Below are 17,153 nucleotides of genomic sequence, written 5' to 3'. Positions count from 1 at the left end.
GAATTGTGAGTTGATTAGGCGGCGTCGACATGAAGTGGACGGTTCTCAACCAGCGCGATCAGCAGAGCGCTTGCCTGAACACTTCCTTGTTCGGCGGCCGAACGCAGGCGGCCCCATGCGGCATTGATTTCGGCGCGGGTCGGTTTGGCTTGGGGGCCACGGGGTTTAGCGGTGCTGGCGGTGACTGACATGATCAATCCTCTGTGAGCAGTTGAAAGCCTTGCAATGCTCACATTAGGCAGTATCTGGCCGCATATCCAGTGCTTTTAGGGTGCACCTAAGGTGCTACACGGAACGGGACGGAATGGGACTGAAATAGTTGGTTTGGGCGGATCGGAAGGAGGCATTTTTGTTGCAGTAAGTCGATATTAGGCAAAGTGATACAGCTGCCCAAATGAACGCATCATTCACCCTCAATCTGAGGTTGGATAATTACGGGGAGTGGCGGGATTTCCTCAATTTGAGGAACAACCCCCAGTGGGGGAAGTTGAACGATCCAACCCCCGTTGGGGGCCGGACCTGCCATCCCATTTCGGTATGACAGGTGTCGCGACACGTTTTGCCGGATCTGAAAACGTGTCGCGTACTTGATGCGTCCAGATTTGGACGCGTCTTCCCCCGCTGGGGTAGCACAACCGAGCCTGCTCCGACCTGCTGTCAGGGATGTTTTAACGTTAGAGAACGGTTAGGTAACGGTGGATGCGTTACTCAGGCCTGATCGCGGCGGAACCTGCGAAAGAGAAATCCACACCCACTGGCGCGGCCGGCGCCATCGGCTCTCCCTCGGTTTTTGCCCGGCGATTGGTGTTCATGTCGCCGCATTCCCGGGCGGCCTGCTCCAGCAGCCTCATGGCCATCACCAGATTCCCGCGCGCTTCGGCCTCCTCGAGCATTCTACCCAGCGCACGCAGTCGCACAGCACGGTTTGCGATCGGCTCCCTGATCGCCTCATCGCGGAAACCCTCGCGGGTATCGTTGAACAGCGTCACCCAGCGCTTGGCCAGGCCCTTGCTGCTCTTTCGGGTCGGATCGTGGGCTTCGACGTGCTGGCGCGACACGGCGACCCCGAAACGCTCTCTGACGGCGCCGGCGACCTGAGAGGGCGAGTCGAAACAGGCCAACGCCTGGATGATGAAGGCTTTGATTTCGTTGTTAAGCGCGGCCATGGGCTGGAATCTGTCTAGGGTCTGTCAAGAATCCTCATGGTTGCCCAGGCGGCGCGCAATGGCAATGCCTCACGTACACACCACCGGGACCTGGTAACGCTGAGACCGTTACCTGCCACTCAGACGATACGGTCTGACTCGGATCATTTGGCCTGTCTCGCTGAATCCGGTAACTGGTTTAAAGGTCGACGGCCTACCTTGCTCCTTGATCTTAATGGGCCGAGTGATTGTTATCTGCGGCATAGTTTCCCCCTGAATCCGGCCTCGATCGATGAAGCATAGACTTGTTGGTATCAACTCATTGGTCATCAGACATCAGGCGCTGATCGTTTCGAATTTGCTTGCTATTTTGAAATAAGGTATCCGTTTACGTCATTTTTTGATCGCTGAACAAACTGAAGAGTACCGCCTTTTGCTTGAGGCCAAGTTTTCCGTACAAGTTCATCGACGTATATTTCATTCTTGCCGCCTGATAATTTTGTAGCTCTGAATACGCACTCGCCGAAAGCCTTTGGGTGTTTTTCGCCAGGGAGGCCGATGAGAGTTACAATGGTTTTACTCATAGCGAGTCCTACCCCTAGGTTTATATCTGGAAGACTGTATCGCTCTCTTAATGCTTCGTTTACTAATTCTCTTGTACGGCCAATCGAGTTCGCAGCAGCTTCATACGCTGCATAAATCGCGATCGATTTTTCATTGGGGTCTACTTTGAACAGAGCAAGTATGCCGTCGCCTAAATATTCGGTTACGCTGCCCTTCTCAAACTTCACTGTTAAAGCTAAAGCCGGTAATAGTGCAGATGTTTCATAGTAAACGCGCTGTAGTTGAGATACCTTGGCGGTTTTCTCACTTATCGCCGAGTTCAGGTGTTTGCTGGAGTCACGCATATCTGCCACAAGTGCGATAAATTCGTCAATTATTGTGATGTCGTCTTGAACGATACTATGGCCCGGTATGTGTGAAGGTGCAGACTCCATGCGTTCGTTAACTGAATCTAAAGTTGCCGCCTTTGCTAGTAGTTTATATCCTCCCTGCCTCCAGTGGTTCTCGGCTCTATCGAGTGACTCTCTTATGCATTCTTTGATGTCATTCTCTTCCTGGATATTCAGCACTGTTGTTACCTCAGTAAAGAAAAAGTATATATGGCGATTCCGAAACCGACCCAAGTCAAGATTAGCGCCGCACTTACGCTGCATCGCCTCATTTTTATATCTCTTATATATTCAAGCTTCATCTTCTCGTACATGAGTTCTTGAATGACTCGCTCGGAGTTGTTTGGGAGCTTGGAAATAGCTTCTGCTAGGCTGCTGTTTGATTTTATTGGGAAATTAAAAACACAGTCGATCAGGCTTAGTTTATAGTTTGCGCTATTGAAAAAAGAACCTAAGCCTTCACCACCTATCACGCTTTTTCCTGGGTTTTTTACGGACCATAATGCCCGAAAGAGAATGAGCACAGTAGCTGCCCAAGTTGAAGCTATTGCCCACATTGATGGGGCAATATATAGACATATCGGATTTAATTGCTTATAAAGTAGAATTATTTCTTTTATTCCTGCAAGCGGAATAAAGATAATAACCATCAAAAAACCTATCTTTGCATCAATAGCTCTAATTGTTGCTTGGCAATCTGATATAGCTTGGTAAAGAAAGTTGATTTTCCCGTCCATGCGAATTCCTTCCTCCGGCCTCATAAAATACCGCTGTATTCCTTCTTAGGTCCGCTCCGGATGATAGGAATTAGCCATCATGGAAGGCAAGGCAATTTTGGTTCGGATCGACCATTGATCGTTTGACTCTGTAATGTAATGGCACGATAGAGAGTGAGATCAAACCGTCTCAGTGAGACCAAAACGTCACACGTCGAGATATTTCGCTATGGAAGTGAGAATTTGAAGGGGTTATCACTACATTCGGAGATATCCTCAGTTTTGAGGACATCTACCGGAGCCTATATGTCGATCATCGATTGCGATTACCTGCCCGACCCATCCAAAACCGCATTCCCGCCCGAGCTGGCCCTGCTCATCGTCCGCAAGGCCGCATCGCTTGCCGACGCCTTCGAACAGCAGGCGCTCGATCAGCTCACCCGAGACGCAGTCTCAGCGATAGCCGCCGGCGCCCATCCGCGCCAGGTAATCAGGCAGATGCGTCTGTAACTCCCACCGGTGGTGGAAATCGATTGGTGGCGCATCGAGGTTTCCGCCATTGGAGTAAACCTCCCCACCCCTTTTACGACCTCCTCGCGAAAGTGTCGGCAAGCCCGGCAGATGTGAGCAAAAGTCCGCGCATCTGTGATGTGCTCAGTTTTGAGCGCATCTTTCCCCAAGTTTGGGGGCTGCAATTATTTTTCACCCTCCCTCTTGCGTGACTGCTAACGATGATCCATTATTGGTCCATCGTGACTGCTAACGGAGGTTGTTGTGAAGAGAGAGGAACCGAAAGGCCCGCTATCTGCGGCCGATCGCCAGAGGATTTACAAAGAGCGTCAGCGCGAAGCTGGTTTTAGGCAAACAACCGTATGGATTCACGGTGAAACCGAGGAGGAGGGTAGGCAGGCAGCGCGAGACGGCAAGCCACTCAAGCCGATGGGCACGAAAGACCCCTTGAGCTGGGCGGCGGGCTGGATCAGCGAGAAGGGTAAGGATTAATCGGCTGAACATTTAGCTGATCGAGACGATGGCTCAGATCCGAGCCATCACAGAAAAGGTGCCAACCCGGTGTGCAACCACCGGGCCGGCTATCGCACGACACAACTTGAAGGTACACGTCATGCAATTTAAACAGAATACCATCCAAATTTTGGACGCGCACGGTCAGATCATCACCACCATGGTGCTGCCGGCAAACATCAAGCTGACCCAATTGGCACCATTGAAGGTCCTCGGCGATATCAGCGTGAGGGTCTTACCGGGCGCTCCGGCTTTCAAAGGACTGAGCGTAGGGAGTGTGCTATGACTTCCGCCGACAGGTCTGTGCACAACGTCGCGTATGATGCTTTCGAGCAACTGAGGGGCTGCAAGGAGATCCTGCAGCAATTGGAGGCGCTGATGGTCGCCCTCAAGGATTCCGCGCCGCAGCATTCCAACCAGGCGCGTCTCGCCTCGCTCGGTGCGTTCGTCGCAATGGATCATGCCAACGTCGTCGACTGCTTCATCGAAGACTACGAGCGCTTGCTGGAAGGGGGCGTGCAATGAATCTGCAACCCTACGCAATTCAGCCTGAGGTGCTTGGCCAAGCCGTGCTCACTCCCGAGCAAATGTGCTCGATGAACTTCGCCAGAGAGGAGTTCGACAAGCTGGCTCGCGTCCTGTGCCCGCTGCTGGATGTCATGCTTCTGGACGAGACAAACACAACCGCTTCCGACATTGCCCGTCACATCGAGCAGATCCGCCTGTTCAGCGGCAACTTCTGCTGGAAGCATCGTCACTTGGGCGAGTCTCACGGCGTGGTCGGCAAGGGGGATATGCAATGAATGGTTCTGTTCGAACGAGAGAAGATTTGAGCTTCACCCAGCGCGACGTTGAGGGGCGGTTGATCAACTGGCCACGGAACAATCCCGGCGCGGCGGCCGATTGGCAGAAGGGTATCGACTTCTTTGAGTGCGAAGTGCGCGACTTGGCGACCCATGACGAAACTGAAGCCTTCGACGCGATCCGGTTCGCGCTTGTCGGGATGGGCGGGCGCTATACCTGCCTTGAAATTGGCTTTATCGAGCACGTAGCTCTGGCCGCGATGGTCGGCCTTCGTGCACTGCGTGAAGGTGCTCAGCCATTCATGCCTGCGGAGACCGACTGAGCAACTACGAAACTTTCGTTGTATCGACGGCACTACCCTGCAACGGGGTGGTGCCTTTTTCGCTCATCGGCCGGAATGCGGGCGTTCTGAGGAGGGTGGAAAGCTGAGCGCGTAGCGGTCCGGCTTGGTCATGGTCCGGATAATCAGGCCGCGCTCAACCAGGTCATTCAGGGCTCTGCGACACTTCAGATGTTCAGAAAAGGTAACGGCTCTGGCTGGAAAAATCTCTCTCGGCCGGGCACTCCACACCTGAGGCATCAGATCCCAAAGGACCACTCTCGACACAGGCGGCATACCTCGCCACTACTCACTGTCCATCACCGACATCGGCAAGACGAGGTTGTCAGTCATGGCCGCACGCATCTGGTTTCTATTCGTCCTGATCCTCTCGGGTCTGCACTAAAAGCTCAGACAGCATGGTAGATATCTATAAGGGTGCGCACTTTCTGCGCACGTAAAAGGGCAATTACGGCGCACTTTCTGCGCACATAGGAACAGGTGAAAGACACAACCGGACGGAGCTGTACAAATTGATGGTTCTGCGTGCGCATTTACTGCGCCGGTATATGCGCATTTTCTGCGCCGGAAGAATTCGAAGTTGCCAGGCTGCGGATCGTACGAGGAGGTGCGCGAGTAGGGCCTATTTCAAGATCCTTGCCTGGGCATTCGTCGATAGCGAACCAGCTCAGAGCATAGAGCGCACAGCGCGCGCCATGACGCGAAAAGATGCTGCTTCTGGTCTGGATGATCCAGCCGCCGGCCTCCAGCTCTACCAGAGCTTTTCGGAGGGTGTTGTCAGAGGCAATACCCCACTCTTTTGCCATCGTCCGCGTCGCTGAAAGATCGCCGTTGTTGTTGCCGCGATACTGCATCATGAGTTCGTTAAGCACGCACCGAGACCAAGGCCCCATAGCCCTGTAATTGGCAGACTGGCCCATAGCAAGAAACAGCATCGCGAAAGGAGGCGTTTTAGCTTTCTTGGTCCGGACTGTTCTTGAAGATGCCATTCAATGGCTCGCAGGCAGGCGCAGGACGCCCCAAAACCCAGGGACATCCTGCAGGTCAATGGTTTACGAGGCTTCGCGCATTAGAATGTACTTGGCGACCCGATGCGGCGGGCGCCCCGGCTCTGTCGACTGCTGCGTCCAGTAGGTGCGGATTTCGTGCCCCTTTTTCCTGAGGCGGCGAATGGTGCTTGGTGGTTGAACGATATCGAGTGCTTGCGCTGCTTCAACGGATGTTATCGGCCCGTTTCGCAGCGCCTCGATCATCTTGCGGTCTTGCTCGGTAGAAGAATGGCGTGTCATAGTTTGCTCTTCACGTTGGTGCTATCCAGTGTGTTTTCGCCATGGCGGTGTTCCAGCACCGCCGTGGCAATCTCCTGCGCAGCCCTGCGCAATTCATGTTCCCTGTTTTTTTCTCGCTTCACCTTGCACCAGCCTCGGCCGCGCGCTCGATGAATGCCTTTAGTTCCGACGCCAACGCCAGGCGCCGGCGACCAATCTTGAAAGTCTTGATTTGACCTTGAGCGATGAGCTCGTATGTAGCAGATCGCGAAATACCCAAAATTCGGGCTGATTCTTCGACGCTCACCGACAGCGGTGCCATTTGTTGTTGAGCTTGTTCCATGGTTGTCTCCTGAATTTCCGGCGCCGAAGAGGGTGCCAGATGTTGCTAGGTTACAACGCATAAAACTATCAGTGCAAGCAAATGCTAAACAGTCTCGTACTCGCATGGATTGACAGTGATTTGCACGTCGCGCAAGCTATAGTCATCAGGTCGGCGCAACTGACCTTCACAGAGCAGATGGATGGGTATGGCTACCAAGACGAGCAAGCGCGTGGGCGAAACCAGCACTACTGTGAGTGTCGGGATAAGAATCGATCCCAAGATCAAGTTCGCTCTAGACATGATGGGACGGTTACAAAAACGGTCGCTGACCGCGGTGATCGAGTGGGCGATTTCTAACGCAATGAGTCAGCAGGCAATCGAAAGCTCAAAGGGTCCTACGAAAATCACAGAGGCTATCGACTCAATCTGGTCTACGGATGAGGCGACTAGGTTCATAAATATGTGCTTCGAAGTCCCGATGATGCTGACTTACGACGAGCTACGGATTTGGGACACGATTAAGCTCTCCAAAATTTTCTGGACCGTTGGTTATCCCACCGAATACCGAGAGCATCTTAACGAGTGGAAGCTTCGGCTTAACTGGCCACTACTGAAAGAACATGTCGAAGAATATAAAAATTCACCATCCGTGGTTGAGTTCGACGACATCCCCTTTTAGGCCATCAAATCAGCTCTACTGCTGCCGCCTTGCTGTCGGGTGCGAGGTGGGCATAGCGCAGGGTCATCTTGATATCGGCGTGCCCCAGCAGATCCCGGATCGTGTTGAGCGGTACGCCGGCCATCACCAGGCGTGACGCGAAGTCGTGACGCATATCGTGCCAGCGGAAGCCCTCAATCTTGGCGCGCTCCAGCAGATTGAGCCAGGCGCTTTTAACGTCCTCCAGGCGGCCGCCGGCCTGGCTCGGGAAAACGTACTGAGACTTCCCGGCCTGCTTTTTCCAATCCTCCAGCACGCCAAAGGTTTCCTTGTTCATCGGGATATGCCGCGTGTCGCTTGTTTTGGTGGTGGCGCCGGCGGCGGTGATCGTCTTTGTTTGAAAGCTCACCGCCGACCATTTAAGGTCGAACAGCTCACCGCGCCTCATACCGGTATTCAAAGACACTAGCACCATGGGCTTCAGGTGATCGGTGAAGGGCAGCTCGAGAAGGCTCGGCATCAATTCCTTGCCGCGGTCGGCCCGCCACTTATTCGCAGTCTCGCGCTCGGCCCGCGCTTCGTCTTGGCGCGCGTCCAGCGCTTCGCGTAGGCGCTTGGTCTCGTCGGCATCCAGATAGCGGACCAGACCCATTGCATCGACCTTGAGGGCTCTGAGCTTGTCCATCGGATGGGCGCCGATGTACTCCCATTCAACTGCTCTACTGAATAGACCGCTGATCGAGCCCATTTTGCGGTTGACCGTCGACGGCTTGTTGCCCGACTTCATCCATCCGGTGCGGATCTGGTCCAGATCACGGCCGGTGATTGCGTCGAGACGTTGAGCCATGATGGCCTCGAAGTTGTTGTCGAGCGTATGCAGTGTTTTCTCATGCCCTTTGTGGTGCGTCTTGAACCAGGGCATATAGGTGTCGTCGATGAATTGACGCAGGGAGGGTAGGGCGGAGCCCTTTCTTCCTTGGGTGACGGCCAGCGGCTCGCCGTGCTTCCTCGCGTCGGCGAGGTACTGTGTTGCCTCCTGGCGAGCTTGGTCTAGCGTGAGGATGCCTACTCGGCCCAAAGTCTTTTTGCGGCCGCGCGCCCAAGTCACCACATAGGACTTCGCTCCCGCAGCCGTCACTCGCACGAATAGCCCGGTGATGATGGTATCGTGGACCTCATACTCCCGGCCGGTGACTTGCAGGCCGGCAAGCAGCTTGGCCGTAATCTTCTCTTTCACGTTGTTCCCATGGGTGCAGGGTGGGTGCAAAAAGAACTATACGGCGCCGTTTTCACGGACGCAACCGGACGCATAACCCGTGATTACTGGGCGCTGTCCAAGCGGGCCGGGTGCAAAATTATCCCTCCTAAGGGGAAGGTTGCAGGTTCGAACCCCGCCTGGGACACCACCTCTTCAACACCGAAAAGCCCCGCCGCATTTAACCGTGCGACGGGGCTTTTACGTTGCGCGGCCTGTGCTTTTGGCACCCTGTCATTAGCGACCGTGGCGATGATTTCGCGGGGCGGTGCTACCGCCGATCAGTCGCTGTTCAGTTCGACTTTGCCGAGGGTACTGCTGACGTCGGTGATATGCCGACGTCCATAGACCTCGTAACCAGTCCCGCTCGACTCGACCCCCGGTTTGCGCACGGCCAGTTGAGCAGATAAGCCGGTTTTCTCGCTGTAGCTGCCGAACCAGTCGATCAGCGCGCCGATATGACATTCGCCCTCGATCATCACGGGCAGATCGGTGATCTTCTCGATGGCGTAGTGCGTCGGGCCGTAGCTGTAGTAATCGTCGTCACCGGCGCCCGTGGGAGGAATTGGGCAAAGCGGCGCGTGATCGGCCGAGCTTAGGGCGACTTTCATCGCTTGAGTGATGGATTGCTCAAGTGCCGCGTGCAGATCCGCGTCAAGCTCATAGGTGCTGGTGCCATCCTCTTTATGTTGAGTCGTGGGCACTTGCAGGGAGTAAGCGTAACGCACGGACACCGTCGGTACCTGGCGGTTGATCTTCAGCGGATTGAGCAGATACAGGTTGTCGACACCGTAGGCGCTGTTTCGGTAGGCGGCATAAATCCTGTCGTGAAGCTTGATCCAGCTGACTGCCTGATTGGCGCCACGGTCGTTGGTGTAGAACAGCGAACTTTCCGGCTCGACCGATCTTTTGACAAACCGCTCGCCCGCCCGGCGCCAGGTTTCCACGTAGGTGAACAGGCCGGTGCCGCCTGCGTATGTGTCGACGATAAGGTCGCGCTGGCCATCATTGTCCAGATCCAGCAGTGCGTAGGAAGTCCGTCCGGTTTCGGCGGCGCCGTCGATGCTTGAGGCGTTCAATGCTTTCCACTCATCCGCGCTCACGCCTTTGGGGCGCGACTTGGGGAAGTTGGTTTGCTCGCCGTAGCTGTCGACTGGATCGCCCGCGAACGATGTCTGCGAAGAATCGAAAGCCCGCGCGGCCAAGGCGCGTTCCAGCGCAAATTCCGGGTGGCTTTTGCTCTCGGCGCGAATGCTTTCCTGCAGATCGTTCATCGCCTGAAGATCCACGGCGTCCGGCTGCCACATTGCGGCGTGCGTCCATTGTGCCTGCAATGCTTGCAGGCGCTGGCGGTAGCTGCCATCCAGGCAAGCGACATCGTCTGCGCAGGCATTGCGGGTTTTCAGCCAGGCGCGCTGGGTGCCCTTGAGTTCAGTTTGCGTCGCTGTGGCCGTTGCCATCAGTTGGCGATACAGGCTGCCCATCTGCACATCGAGCTCGTGCAGCGCTTTATTCGCGCAAATGGTGTTTTCCGCGTCGTTCGCCGCTTTTGTGCAGTCCATTGCCGCCGCACTGATTGGCTGGATAAACAGAAGCAAACAGGCTGACAGGATGTAGCGTCCCTTGATGTACACGATTCAGTCCTTATGGAAATCCTTGAGCAGGCGCGCAGAGTAATACTCGAAGCAATATTCTTGAAGCACCACCCTCAGGCCCCGGCACTTTTGGCCGATAACCCGAACGGTGAGTTCACACTCGCGCGAAATCGCTTGATGGTGCATGGCCTCCAGCTATCATCTGCGCGCCTGAAATCGCCTCGGTTCGTTTTCTTCAATTGCCTGGAAATCCTCGATGTCGTCGTATCACCAAAAAAGCTTTCTGATCGTCGATGATTTTTCCGATTTCCGCAGTTCCGTGCGTTCGATGTTGCGTGAGCTCGGCGTCAAGGATGTCGATACCGCCGACACCGGCGAGCAGGCGCTAAAGATGTGCTCGCAGAAGTCCTACGATTTCATTCTTCAGGACTTCCACCTCGGCGACGGCAAGAAGAACGGCCAGCAGGTGCTCGAAGACCTGATGTCGGAAAAGCTCATCAGCCACGAAGCCGTTTTCGTCATGGTCACCGCCGAGACCAGTCAGGCGATGGTGCTCAGCGCGTTGGAGCATGAGCCGGATGCGTACCTGACCAAGCCGTTCAACCGTTCCGGACTGGCCCAGCGCCTTGAGCGTCTGGAACAACGCAAGACTTTGCTCAAACCGATTCTGCAAGCCCTTGATCGCGGTAAGCCGGTCGAGGTGCTCAATGCCTGTATCGCCCTGTGCAAACAGGACATCCGCTATTCGCCGCTGTGCCTGCGCTACCGTGCCGACGCGCTGCGTGACATGAACCAGAACGAAGCGCTGGAGCGGCTCTACGACGGCATCATCGCCGACCGCCCGTTGCCCTGGGCCTTCGCCGGATTGGGCAAGTTGTTGTTCAAGCGCGGGCAGGTAACGCAGGCCAAAGAAGTTTATGAAAAAGCCCTGAAAGTCTTCCCGATGATGCCAGCGCTGTATGACGGCATGGCCGATGTGCTGGTGGCCGAAGGCGACAGCAAAGGCGCGCAGCGCGTGCTGGAAGAGGCGATTCGTTTGTCGCCGCTGGCGGTGCGTCGTCAGGCTCTGCTGGGCAAACTGGCGATGGCCAACGAGGATTTTGAAACCGCCTCGCGCGCTTATCGTCAGGCCGTGGCGCAGGGCGCGCAGTCGCGTTTCAAGGACCCGGAAAGCAACCTCGGTCTGGCGCACGCGCTGATCAGCAAGGGCAGTGATCGCGGCCTCGACACGCGCACGCGGCTGGAAATCAACATGACGCTCAGCGCTGTGGCTAAAGAGAACCCGAGCGATCCCGGCCTGCAAATTCGTGCGCGGCTGATGAAGGCCACCAGCCTGTTGCTCAACGACGCCGAAACCGCAGACAAACTTACCGAACAAGCATTGATGCGCCTCGATGGTATGGAGCAATTCATGAGTCCCGAGGCGGCGTTGCTGGTGGCCAAGCAGTTGCAGATGCTCGGTCAGGCCGAGGCGGGCACTTCGATGCTCAAGAGCTGCGCGGAGATCTACGGCGATGACCCGGCGGTGATGAAAGACATTGCCAAGCTCACCGACGATCCGACCATCCTCAGCTCGAGTAACGCTGCGGCCGATCTCAACCGTCAGGGCGTGCGCGTGTACAAGACCGGCAATCTGGTCGAGGCCCGCGAGGTGTTCCGCAAGGCGCTCAAGTTGCAACCGAAAAACATCAGTATTGCGCTGAACCTGGCCCAGTCGCTGCTGCACGGTACCGACACCAGTGTGCCGTCGGCGGAGCTGGAAGAATGTCGGGCCTGCCTGAAACTGGTTGGCCTGATGCCCGACACCGACGCGCGGTTTGCGCGTTATCAGAAGCTGAAAAGCAAGGCGTTTGGCGAATGAACCCAATTGATCCGGCGCTGGATTTTTCCACGGTGATTGCCTCCACCGTTCACGACATGAAGAACTCCCTGGCGATGTTGATGCAGGCGCACAGCCAGTGGCTCGCACGTTTGCCGAAAGAGCTGCGCGACGGCTCGGAGCAGGGCGTGATCGATTTCGAGTTCGCCCACCTCAACGGCATGCTCGTGCAGTTGCTCGGGCTGTACAAACTCGGCGTGAATCAGTTGCCATTGCAGCCGGCCTATCACGAACTCGACGATTTCATCGAGGCGCAACTGGCCGCGCACCAAGAGGTGTTCGCCAGTCGCGGCATCATCGCCACCTACGAAGTCGATCCGCTGAGCCCGCTGGGTTTCTTCGATCGCGAGCTGATCGCCTCGGTGCTCGGCAACTGCATCAACAATGCCATCCGTTACGCCCGCGAGTCGCTGCTGATTACCGTCAGCGACGAAGCCGGGCAACTGGTGCTGAGCATCAATGACGACGGCGACGGCTACCCGGCGCAGATGCTCGAGCGTCAGGCCGATTATGTGCAGGGCATCAATCACAGCAGCGGCAGCACCGGCCTGGGTTTGTATTTCGCCAATCGGATCGCGGCGCTGCATCAGCGCAATGGTGTCGAAGGGCGCACCGAAATCAGCAATGGCGGGCCGTTGGGTGGTGGGGTATTCAGCCTCTACCTGCCCTGACATGACCTGTAGGAGCTGACGAGTGCAACGAGGCTGCGATCTTTTGATCTTGAAAAATCAAAGTCAAAAGATCGCAGCCTCGTTGCACTCGTCAGCTCCTACGGCTCCTACGCAAGATCCGGGATTTTTGTGGACGCTGCTTGATATTCCGAACAGGCGCAGCCTATTTTGTCCGGGTCGCCGTTCGCGGCTCGCACAATAACAAGGATTGCGTCATGACAACCGATGGCCAGGGTTCACTCGCGCAGCGATTGACCGGCATTGATGAGATTGAATGTGTCATCCCGGATCTGAACGGTGTGCCACGGGGCAAGGTGATGACCGCCGAGGGTTTCCTCGAAGGGCGGCGTTTGCAGCTGGCGCGGGGTGTGCTGCTGCAATGCATCATGGGCGGTTATCCGCCGGCGCGGTTTTACGGCAGCGATGACGGCGATCTGGCGCTGGTCGCCGATCCGGCGCAGATCCATCGTTTGCCCTGGAGCGACGAGCCCCGCGCGATGGCGATTTGCGACGCCGACGAACTGAGCGGGGAGAGCTCCAGCCTCTCGACCCGCGGCCAGCTCAAAGCGGTCATTGCCCGTTATGCCGCGCACGGTCTGGCGCCGGTGGTGGCGACCGAGCTGGAATTCTTTGTCTTCGCACCGAATACCGATCCGACCCAGCCGTTCCGTCCGCCGGTAGGCCTCGATGGCCGTCGCGAAGATGGCCAGTCGGCCTTCAGCGTCAGTTCCAACAACGGTCTGCGGCCATTCTTCAGCGAAGTGTATAAATGCATGGCGGCCCTCGGCCTGCCACGCGACACCTTCATGCATGAGATGGGCGTCAGCCAGTTCGAAATCAACCTCCTGCACGGCGATCCGCTGCTGCTGGCCGATCAGACGTTCCTGTTCAAGCACCTGCTCAAGGAAGTCGCGCTCAAGCATGGCCTGAGCGTGGTGTGCATGGCCAAGCCGCTGGCGCACACGCCGGGCAGTTCGATGCACATTCACCAGAGCATCGTCGGCATCGAAAGCGGCAAGAATGTCTTCACCGACTCGAACGGCGAGCCGACGGCGATGTTCCGCCACTTCATTGGTGGGCAGCAGGCCGGCCTTGCCGATTTCACCGCACTGTTCGCGCCCAACGTGAATTCCTATCAGCGCCTGTGTCATCCGTACGCGTCGCCGAACAATGCCTGTTGGTCCCATGACAATCGCGCCGCCGGCTTGCGTATTCCCGCCAGCTCGCCGGCCGCACGTCGGGTCGAAAATCGTCTGCCGGGCGCCGACGCGAATCCGTATCTGGCCATCGCCGCTAGTCTGGCCGCGGGTTTGCACGGCATCGAACAGGAGCTGGAGCCGAGCGCGGCGATTCAGGGCGAATTCGCCGTGCCGGATAACCTCGCCTTGCCATGTACCTTGCACGCCGCGCTTGAACGTCTGAAACGTAGCCAGTTGGCCAGGGAACTGTTCGGAGCGGAGTTCATCGAAGGCTACATCGCTTCGAAGACCATGGAGTTGACCAGCTTCTTTGATGAAATCACTCCCTGGGAGCGCCGTGTGCTGGCCGCCCAGGCCTGACGTTTCGCCGCCACCGGGCTATCGTTGCGATAGCCCGGTACTTACTGCAAGGAGCCGCTCGGAACGCCGATGCGCCAAATCTGGAAATCCTTTCGAGCGCTGTATTTCGCCTCGCTGATGATGTTGATCGGCTCAGGCCTTCTCTCTACTTATCTGGCTTTGCGTCTGGCCGCCGACAATGTCGACGGTCTGTGGGTCGGTGCGCTGATGGCGGCCAACTATTTCGGTCTGGTGCTGGGCGGCAAGATCGGCCATCGCCTGATCGCCCGGGTCGGGCATATCCGTGCGTACTCGGCGTGTGCCGGGATCGTCGGCGCGGCGGTGCTCGGCCATGGCCTGGTGGATTGGCTGCCGGCGTGGATAGTGCTGCGGACGATCGTCGGTCTGGGCATGATGTGTCAGTACATGGTCATCGAGAGCTGGCTCAACGAACAGGCCGACGCCAATCAGCGCGGGCTGGTGTTCAGCGGTTACATGATCGCGTCGTATCTGGGGCTGGTGCTCGGCCAACTGATTCTGGTCATGCACCCCGGCCTGGGCCTGGAACTGCTGATGCTGGTGGCGCTGTGCTTTGCCCTGTGTCTGGTACCGGTGACCCTGACCCAGCGGATCCACCCGGCGCCGCTGCATCCGGCGCCGATGGAGCCGCGCTTCTTTATCAAACGCGTGCCGCAATCGCTGAGTACGGTGCTCGGTGCGGGTCTGATCATCGGTTCGTTTTATGGTCTGGCGCCGCTGTATGCCTCGCAACAAGGGCTGTCCACCGAGCAGGTCGGTCTGTTCATGGGTAGCTGCATCTTTGCCGGTTTGCTGGTGCAGTGGCCGTTGGGCTGGTTGTCCGACCGCTACGACCGCGCGCTGCTGATTCGCTGCTTTGCCGGGTTTCTCGCGGTGGCGGCATTGCCATTGGCGATCTTGCCGCAGGTGCCGCTGGAGGTGCTGTTCGTGGTGGGCTTCTTCTGTTCGCTGGTGCAGTTCTGCCTGTATCCGCTGGCGGTGGCGTTCTCCAACGACCACGTCGAAGGTGATCGCCGCGTGTCACTGACCGCCATGTTGCTGGTGACCTACGGCGTCGGCGCGAGCATCGGGCCGCTGCTTGCCGGTGTGCTGATGAAGTTTCTCGGCAGCCAGAGCCTGTATGCCTTCTTCAGCTTCTTTGCGCTGGTGCTGGTCTGGCGGATTCGCCCGAAAGCGGTCACCAATCTGCATCAGGTCGACGACGCGCCGCTGCATCACGTGGCAATGCCGGACAGCATGTCGAGCTCGCCACTGGTGGCGGCACTTGACCCGCGTGTCGATGAGCAGGTGGTGCAGGAGCAGATGGTCCAGGATCCGGCGCCGGCCTCTTCTGAGCCGGAACCCGTCGCCCAGCCGGAGGCAGGGGTCGAAACCGATCCCGCCGATGAACATGACACACCTGCAGCGGATATCAGCGGCGGCAGACCCTGAGATATCACGCGCTAACTGTGGCGAGGGAGCTTGCTCCCGCAGGGGCGCGAAGCGGCCCTTTCTTTGTTGAAAAGCAGCCTGCTGCGCAGTCCAGCGGGAGCAAGCTCCCTCGCCACACAGGCTTCGTCGGCATGAAAAAAAGGGCAGTCCTTTGCGGGACTGCCCTTTTTATTTGTCGCTGCGACTCAGAGGTCGTCTTTGTCGAAACGTCGTGCTTCGCGTTGCAACTGGTAAACAAACCGCTCGACGTTGCGTGCAGCCTGACCACTGATGTTGTGGAAGCGCAGACCGGCGAAGGTGATGTTGAGTTTTTCTTCGAAGTGCAGATAGCGCAGCTCGACCGACGTTGGCTGGTTGCCGAACAGCGGCGGGGCGATCAGGCGATCGTAGACCTGGCCCAGTTGCAGGCGGTCAGTGATGTCGCCCTCGAAGCGGAACTTGCAACCGGTGGCGGAGATATCCAGCAGCTTGCCGTGCAGAGGCGACTTGAGCTTTTCGCCACCCAGTTCAACGCTGACCAGGTCAGTGAGTTTCAACGCAGCGCGGAAGGCGTTGCGGCGCTGGTGATAGACCACTTCGCTCGGCAGGTCGCCGGTGTAGAAACGGTCGCCGTCGGATTCTTCGATGTTCAGCGTGCCGTTGCATTCCCAGGCGATGCGTACGCCGTCATGAAAGCCTTCGACCTTGAACGGTTCGCCAGCCTGCAGGAAACGCTCGCCATCGCGGGGGATCATTTCGTCCAGCGCAATCGTCGCGGTTTCACGGTCGACCTTGATCAGGTAACTCTGGAAGCGCTGGCTGCGTTCATGGAAGGTGATGATCAGCGGGTCATGGCTGTCTTGCAGCTGGCGCAGGTTGCTGGAGATTTCCAGTGGCGTGGTGAGCACCTTCGGAGGCTGCGGAGCATCATCCGCGCTTAGGGTGTTGGACACGGTTCTTCAATCTCCAGACAAAATAAGACTACGACTGGCCAGTATTTTGCCAGCATGTTGCGCGAGTGGATAGTGCAGGGCCACCGAATGGCTCATGCCTGGCTGAGCGTTCGCGGCTTGACCGGTTTGGCAAAGGTCCCGCTGGCGTCGTAAAGCGCTGGCGGCTCACCGCCGGTGAGGATCTTCAACTGATTGGCCGTGGTCGCCTGCTGGATCTGGATTGACCGGCCGTTCTTAGTGTTGGCGTCCTGACATTGCGCGATCAGCGCGGTCAGGGCATCGCCCTGGGCCAGCAACTGGTCGCCAATGCTCGACTGGCTGGCCAGTTGCTCAAGGCCGCTGCGGTCGGTCGGCAGGTTGAGGCTGGCGAGGATTTCGCTGCGCTTGCGGCCATGCTGTTCAAGCAAAATGATCAACGCCTGCTTGGTTGCCAGAATTTCTTCCAGCAGCGGCATGTCACGACCGTGCAAAGCGAGGGATTCGGTTTGCAATAACTCCAGCAATTGTTGCGCTGGAGCAAAGTCGTCGTTGATCAGTTGCAATAAGTTAGTGTCGTGCATGGCTGGCCTTGGGGTTTAAGC

The 17,153-nt window shown here is 57.2% G+C and carries 22 protein-coding genes; 11 read left to right on the top strand and 11 right to left on the bottom strand.

Annotated features, from left to right (window positions below; genetic code table 11):
* Positions 1 to 14: 14 nt before the first annotated feature.
* From LIS66_RS19940 to LIS66_RS19925, 4 genes are all read right to left on the bottom strand, one after another.
* A complete protein-coding gene (locus tag LIS66_RS19940; RefSeq protein ID WP_227972884.1) occupies positions 15 to 191 on the bottom strand; it encodes a hypothetical protein in 177 nt (58 codons plus the stop codon).
* Positions 192 to 704: 513 nt separating this feature from the next.
* Positions 705 to 1,166 (bottom strand): DUF2280 domain-containing protein, encoded by a 462-nt coding sequence (locus tag LIS66_RS19935; protein ID WP_227972883.1) that lies wholly within the window; start codon positions 1,164 to 1,166, stop codon positions 705 to 707.
* 344 nt (positions 1,167 to 1,510) lie between these two features.
* A complete protein-coding gene (locus LIS66_RS19930; RefSeq protein WP_227972882.1) occupies positions 1,511 to 2,278 on the bottom strand; it encodes a hypothetical protein in 768 nt (255 codons plus the stop codon).
* A 5-nt stretch (positions 2,279 to 2,283) separates the two neighbouring features.
* Entirely contained in the window at positions 2,284 to 2,835 is a 552-nt protein-coding gene (locus tag LIS66_RS19925; protein ID WP_227972881.1) for a hypothetical protein, read from the bottom strand.
* 285 nt (positions 2,836 to 3,120) lie between these two features.
* Here LIS66_RS19925 and LIS66_RS19920 point away from each other — a divergent pair, with 285 nt between their 5' ends.
* The 6 genes from LIS66_RS19920 (at position 3,121) to LIS66_RS19895 (ending at position 4,963) form a co-directional block, all read left to right on the top strand.
* Positions 3,121 to 3,324: a hypothetical protein gene (locus LIS66_RS19920; protein WP_227972880.1), complete on the top strand. Its 204-nt coding sequence runs from the start codon at positions 3,121 to 3,123 to the stop codon at positions 3,322 to 3,324.
* A gap of 264 nt (positions 3,325 to 3,588) precedes the next feature.
* Positions 3,589 to 3,816: a hypothetical protein gene (locus LIS66_RS19915; RefSeq protein WP_227972879.1), complete on the top strand. Its 228-nt coding sequence runs from the start codon at positions 3,589 to 3,591 to the stop codon at positions 3,814 to 3,816.
* A gap of 121 nt (positions 3,817 to 3,937) precedes the next feature.
* Positions 3,938 to 4,123, top strand: a complete 186-nt coding sequence (locus LIS66_RS19910; protein WP_227972878.1) for a hypothetical protein — start codon at positions 3,938 to 3,940, stop codon at positions 4,121 to 4,123.
* On the top strand, positions 4,120 to 4,362 hold the full coding sequence (locus LIS66_RS19905; protein WP_227972877.1) for a hypothetical protein: 243 nt from the start codon (positions 4,120 to 4,122) through the stop codon (positions 4,360 to 4,362). The genes LIS66_RS19910 and LIS66_RS19905 overlap by 4 nt, the downstream gene beginning before the upstream one ends.
* Positions 4,359 to 4,640: a hypothetical protein gene (locus LIS66_RS19900; protein WP_227972876.1), complete on the top strand. Its 282-nt coding sequence runs from the start codon at positions 4,359 to 4,361 to the stop codon at positions 4,638 to 4,640. Before LIS66_RS19905 ends, LIS66_RS19900 begins: the two co-directional genes overlap by 4 nt.
* 26 nt (positions 4,641 to 4,666) lie before the next feature.
* The gene (locus LIS66_RS19895; RefSeq protein ID WP_227972875.1) at positions 4,667 to 4,963 is read left to right on the top strand and encodes a hypothetical protein; all 297 of its coding nucleotides are present in this window, start codon (positions 4,667 to 4,669) and stop codon (positions 4,961 to 4,963) included.
* Between the two features lie 551 nt (positions 4,964 to 5,514).
* Here the strand turns inward: LIS66_RS19895 and LIS66_RS19890 are convergent.
* The 3 genes from LIS66_RS19890 to LIS66_RS19880 form a co-directional block, all read right to left on the bottom strand.
* Positions 5,515 to 5,853, bottom strand: a complete 339-nt coding sequence (locus LIS66_RS19890) for a hypothetical protein (RefSeq protein WP_227972874.1) — start codon at positions 5,851 to 5,853, stop codon at positions 5,515 to 5,517.
* Positions 5,854 to 6,033: 180 nt separating this feature from the next.
* Positions 6,034 to 6,270 carry a helix-turn-helix domain-containing protein gene (locus tag LIS66_RS19885; RefSeq protein ID WP_227972873.1) on the bottom strand — a complete coding sequence of 79 codons (237 nt, stop codon included), beginning with the start codon at positions 6,268 to 6,270 and terminating at the stop codon, positions 6,034 to 6,036.
* A 118-nt stretch (positions 6,271 to 6,388) separates the two neighbouring features.
* Positions 6,389 to 6,592 (bottom strand): helix-turn-helix domain-containing protein, encoded by a 204-nt coding sequence (locus LIS66_RS19880; protein WP_227972872.1) that lies wholly within the window; start codon positions 6,590 to 6,592, stop codon positions 6,389 to 6,391.
* Between the two features lie 187 nt (positions 6,593 to 6,779).
* On the opposite strand from LIS66_RS19880, the gene LIS66_RS19875 reads away from it, so the two are divergent.
* Complete coding sequence (locus tag LIS66_RS19875) at positions 6,780 to 7,253, top strand: hypothetical protein (RefSeq protein WP_227972871.1); 474 nt, start codon at positions 6,780 to 6,782, stop codon at positions 7,251 to 7,253.
* A gap of 4 nt (positions 7,254 to 7,257) precedes the next feature.
* Here the strand turns inward: LIS66_RS19875 and LIS66_RS19870 are convergent, their stop codons facing one another.
* Together LIS66_RS19870 and LIS66_RS19865 are read right to left on the bottom strand one after the other, a co-directional pair.
* On the bottom strand, positions 7,258 to 8,469 hold the full coding sequence (locus LIS66_RS19870) for a site-specific integrase (protein ID WP_227972870.1): 1,212 nt from the start codon (positions 8,467 to 8,469) through the stop codon (positions 7,258 to 7,260).
* A gap of 299 nt (positions 8,470 to 8,768) precedes the next feature.
* A complete protein-coding gene (locus LIS66_RS19865) occupies positions 8,769 to 10,121 on the bottom strand; it encodes a lysozyme inhibitor LprI family protein (RefSeq protein ID WP_227972869.1) in 1,353 nt (450 codons plus the stop codon).
* 217 nt (positions 10,122 to 10,338) lie between these two features.
* Between LIS66_RS19865 and LIS66_RS19860 the strand changes: the two genes are divergently transcribed.
* From LIS66_RS19860 to LIS66_RS19845, 4 genes are all read left to right on the top strand, one after another.
* Entirely contained in the window at positions 10,339 to 11,943 is a 1,605-nt protein-coding gene (locus LIS66_RS19860; protein ID WP_227972868.1) for a tetratricopeptide repeat-containing response regulator, read from the top strand.
* Positions 11,940 to 12,632 carry a sensor histidine kinase gene (locus LIS66_RS19855; protein WP_039757863.1) on the top strand — a complete coding sequence of 231 codons (693 nt, stop codon included), beginning with the start codon at positions 11,940 to 11,942 and terminating at the stop codon, positions 12,630 to 12,632. Before LIS66_RS19860 ends, LIS66_RS19855 begins: the two co-directional genes overlap by 4 nt.
* A gap of 317 nt (positions 12,633 to 12,949) precedes the next feature.
* On the top strand, positions 12,950 to 14,191 hold the full coding sequence (locus tag LIS66_RS19850) for a glutamine synthetase family protein (RefSeq protein WP_172667873.1): 1,242 nt from the start codon (positions 12,950 to 12,952) through the stop codon (positions 14,189 to 14,191).
* A gap of 69 nt (positions 14,192 to 14,260) precedes the next feature.
* On the top strand, positions 14,261 to 15,640 hold the full coding sequence (locus tag LIS66_RS19845; RefSeq protein WP_123418930.1) for an MFS transporter: 1,380 nt from the start codon (positions 14,261 to 14,263) through the stop codon (positions 15,638 to 15,640).
* Between the two features lie 185 nt (positions 15,641 to 15,825).
* On the opposite strand, the gene LIS66_RS19840 is transcribed toward LIS66_RS19845, so the two are convergent.
* Positions 15,826 to 16,572, bottom strand: a complete 747-nt coding sequence (locus LIS66_RS19840) for a flagellar brake protein (protein ID WP_042607190.1) — start codon at positions 16,570 to 16,572, stop codon at positions 15,826 to 15,828.
* Between the two features lie 92 nt (positions 16,573 to 16,664).
* Positions 16,665 to 17,132, bottom strand: a complete 468-nt coding sequence (locus LIS66_RS19835; RefSeq protein WP_042607189.1) for a flagella synthesis protein FlgN — start codon at positions 17,130 to 17,132, stop codon at positions 16,665 to 16,667.
* Positions 17,133 to 17,153 lie beyond the last annotated feature (21 nt).

The organism is Pseudomonas sp. HN2 (assembly GCF_020736465.1).
GTDB classification, from domain to species: Bacteria; Pseudomonadota; Gammaproteobacteria; order Pseudomonadales; family Pseudomonadaceae; genus Aquipseudomonas; species Aquipseudomonas moraviensis_A.
The sequence above is the reverse complement of the archived record's forward strand: the minus strand, read 5'-3'. Positions and strand labels throughout refer to the sequence as shown.

Coding starts and splice junctions, on each gene's coding strand:
- LIS66_RS19940 (WP_227972884.1), bottom strand. CDS start 191: ATGTCAGTCACCGCCAGCACCGCTAAACCCCGTGGCCCCCAAGCCAAA.
- LIS66_RS19935 (WP_227972883.1), bottom strand. CDS start 1,166: ATGGCCGCGCTTAACAACGAAATCAAAGCCTTCATCATCCAGGCGTTG.
- LIS66_RS19925 (WP_227972881.1), bottom strand. CDS start 2,835: ATGGACGGGAAAATCAACTTTCTTTACCAAGCTATATCAGATTGCCAA.
- LIS66_RS19920 (WP_227972880.1), top strand. CDS start 3,121: ATGTCGATCATCGATTGCGATTACCTGCCCGACCCATCCAAAACCGCA.
- LIS66_RS19910 (WP_227972878.1), top strand. CDS start 3,938: ATGCAATTTAAACAGAATACCATCCAAATTTTGGACGCGCACGGTCAG.
- LIS66_RS19905 (WP_227972877.1), top strand. CDS start 4,120: ATGACTTCCGCCGACAGGTCTGTGCACAACGTCGCGTATGATGCTTTC.
- LIS66_RS19900 (WP_227972876.1), top strand. CDS start 4,359: ATGAATCTGCAACCCTACGCAATTCAGCCTGAGGTGCTTGGCCAAGCC.
- LIS66_RS19885 (WP_227972873.1), bottom strand. CDS start 6,270: ATGACACGCCATTCTTCTACCGAGCAAGACCGCAAGATGATCGAGGCG.
- LIS66_RS19880 (WP_227972872.1), bottom strand. CDS start 6,592: ATGGAACAAGCTCAACAACAAATGGCACCGCTGTCGGTGAGCGTCGAA.
- LIS66_RS19875 (WP_227972871.1), top strand. CDS start 6,780: ATGGCTACCAAGACGAGCAAGCGCGTGGGCGAAACCAGCACTACTGTG.
- LIS66_RS19860 (WP_227972868.1), top strand. CDS start 10,339: ATGTCGTCGTATCACCAAAAAAGCTTTCTGATCGTCGATGATTTTTCC.
- LIS66_RS19855 (WP_039757863.1), top strand. CDS start 11,940: ATGAACCCAATTGATCCGGCGCTGGATTTTTCCACGGTGATTGCCTCC.
- LIS66_RS19850 (WP_172667873.1), top strand. CDS start 12,950: ATGACCGCCGAGGGTTTCCTCGAAGGGCGGCGTTTGCAGCTGGCGCGG.
- LIS66_RS19845 (WP_123418930.1), top strand. CDS start 14,261: ATGCGCCAAATCTGGAAATCCTTTCGAGCGCTGTATTTCGCCTCGCTG.
- LIS66_RS19835 (WP_042607189.1), bottom strand. CDS start 17,132: ATGCACGACACTAACTTATTGCAACTGATCAACGACGACTTTGCTCCA.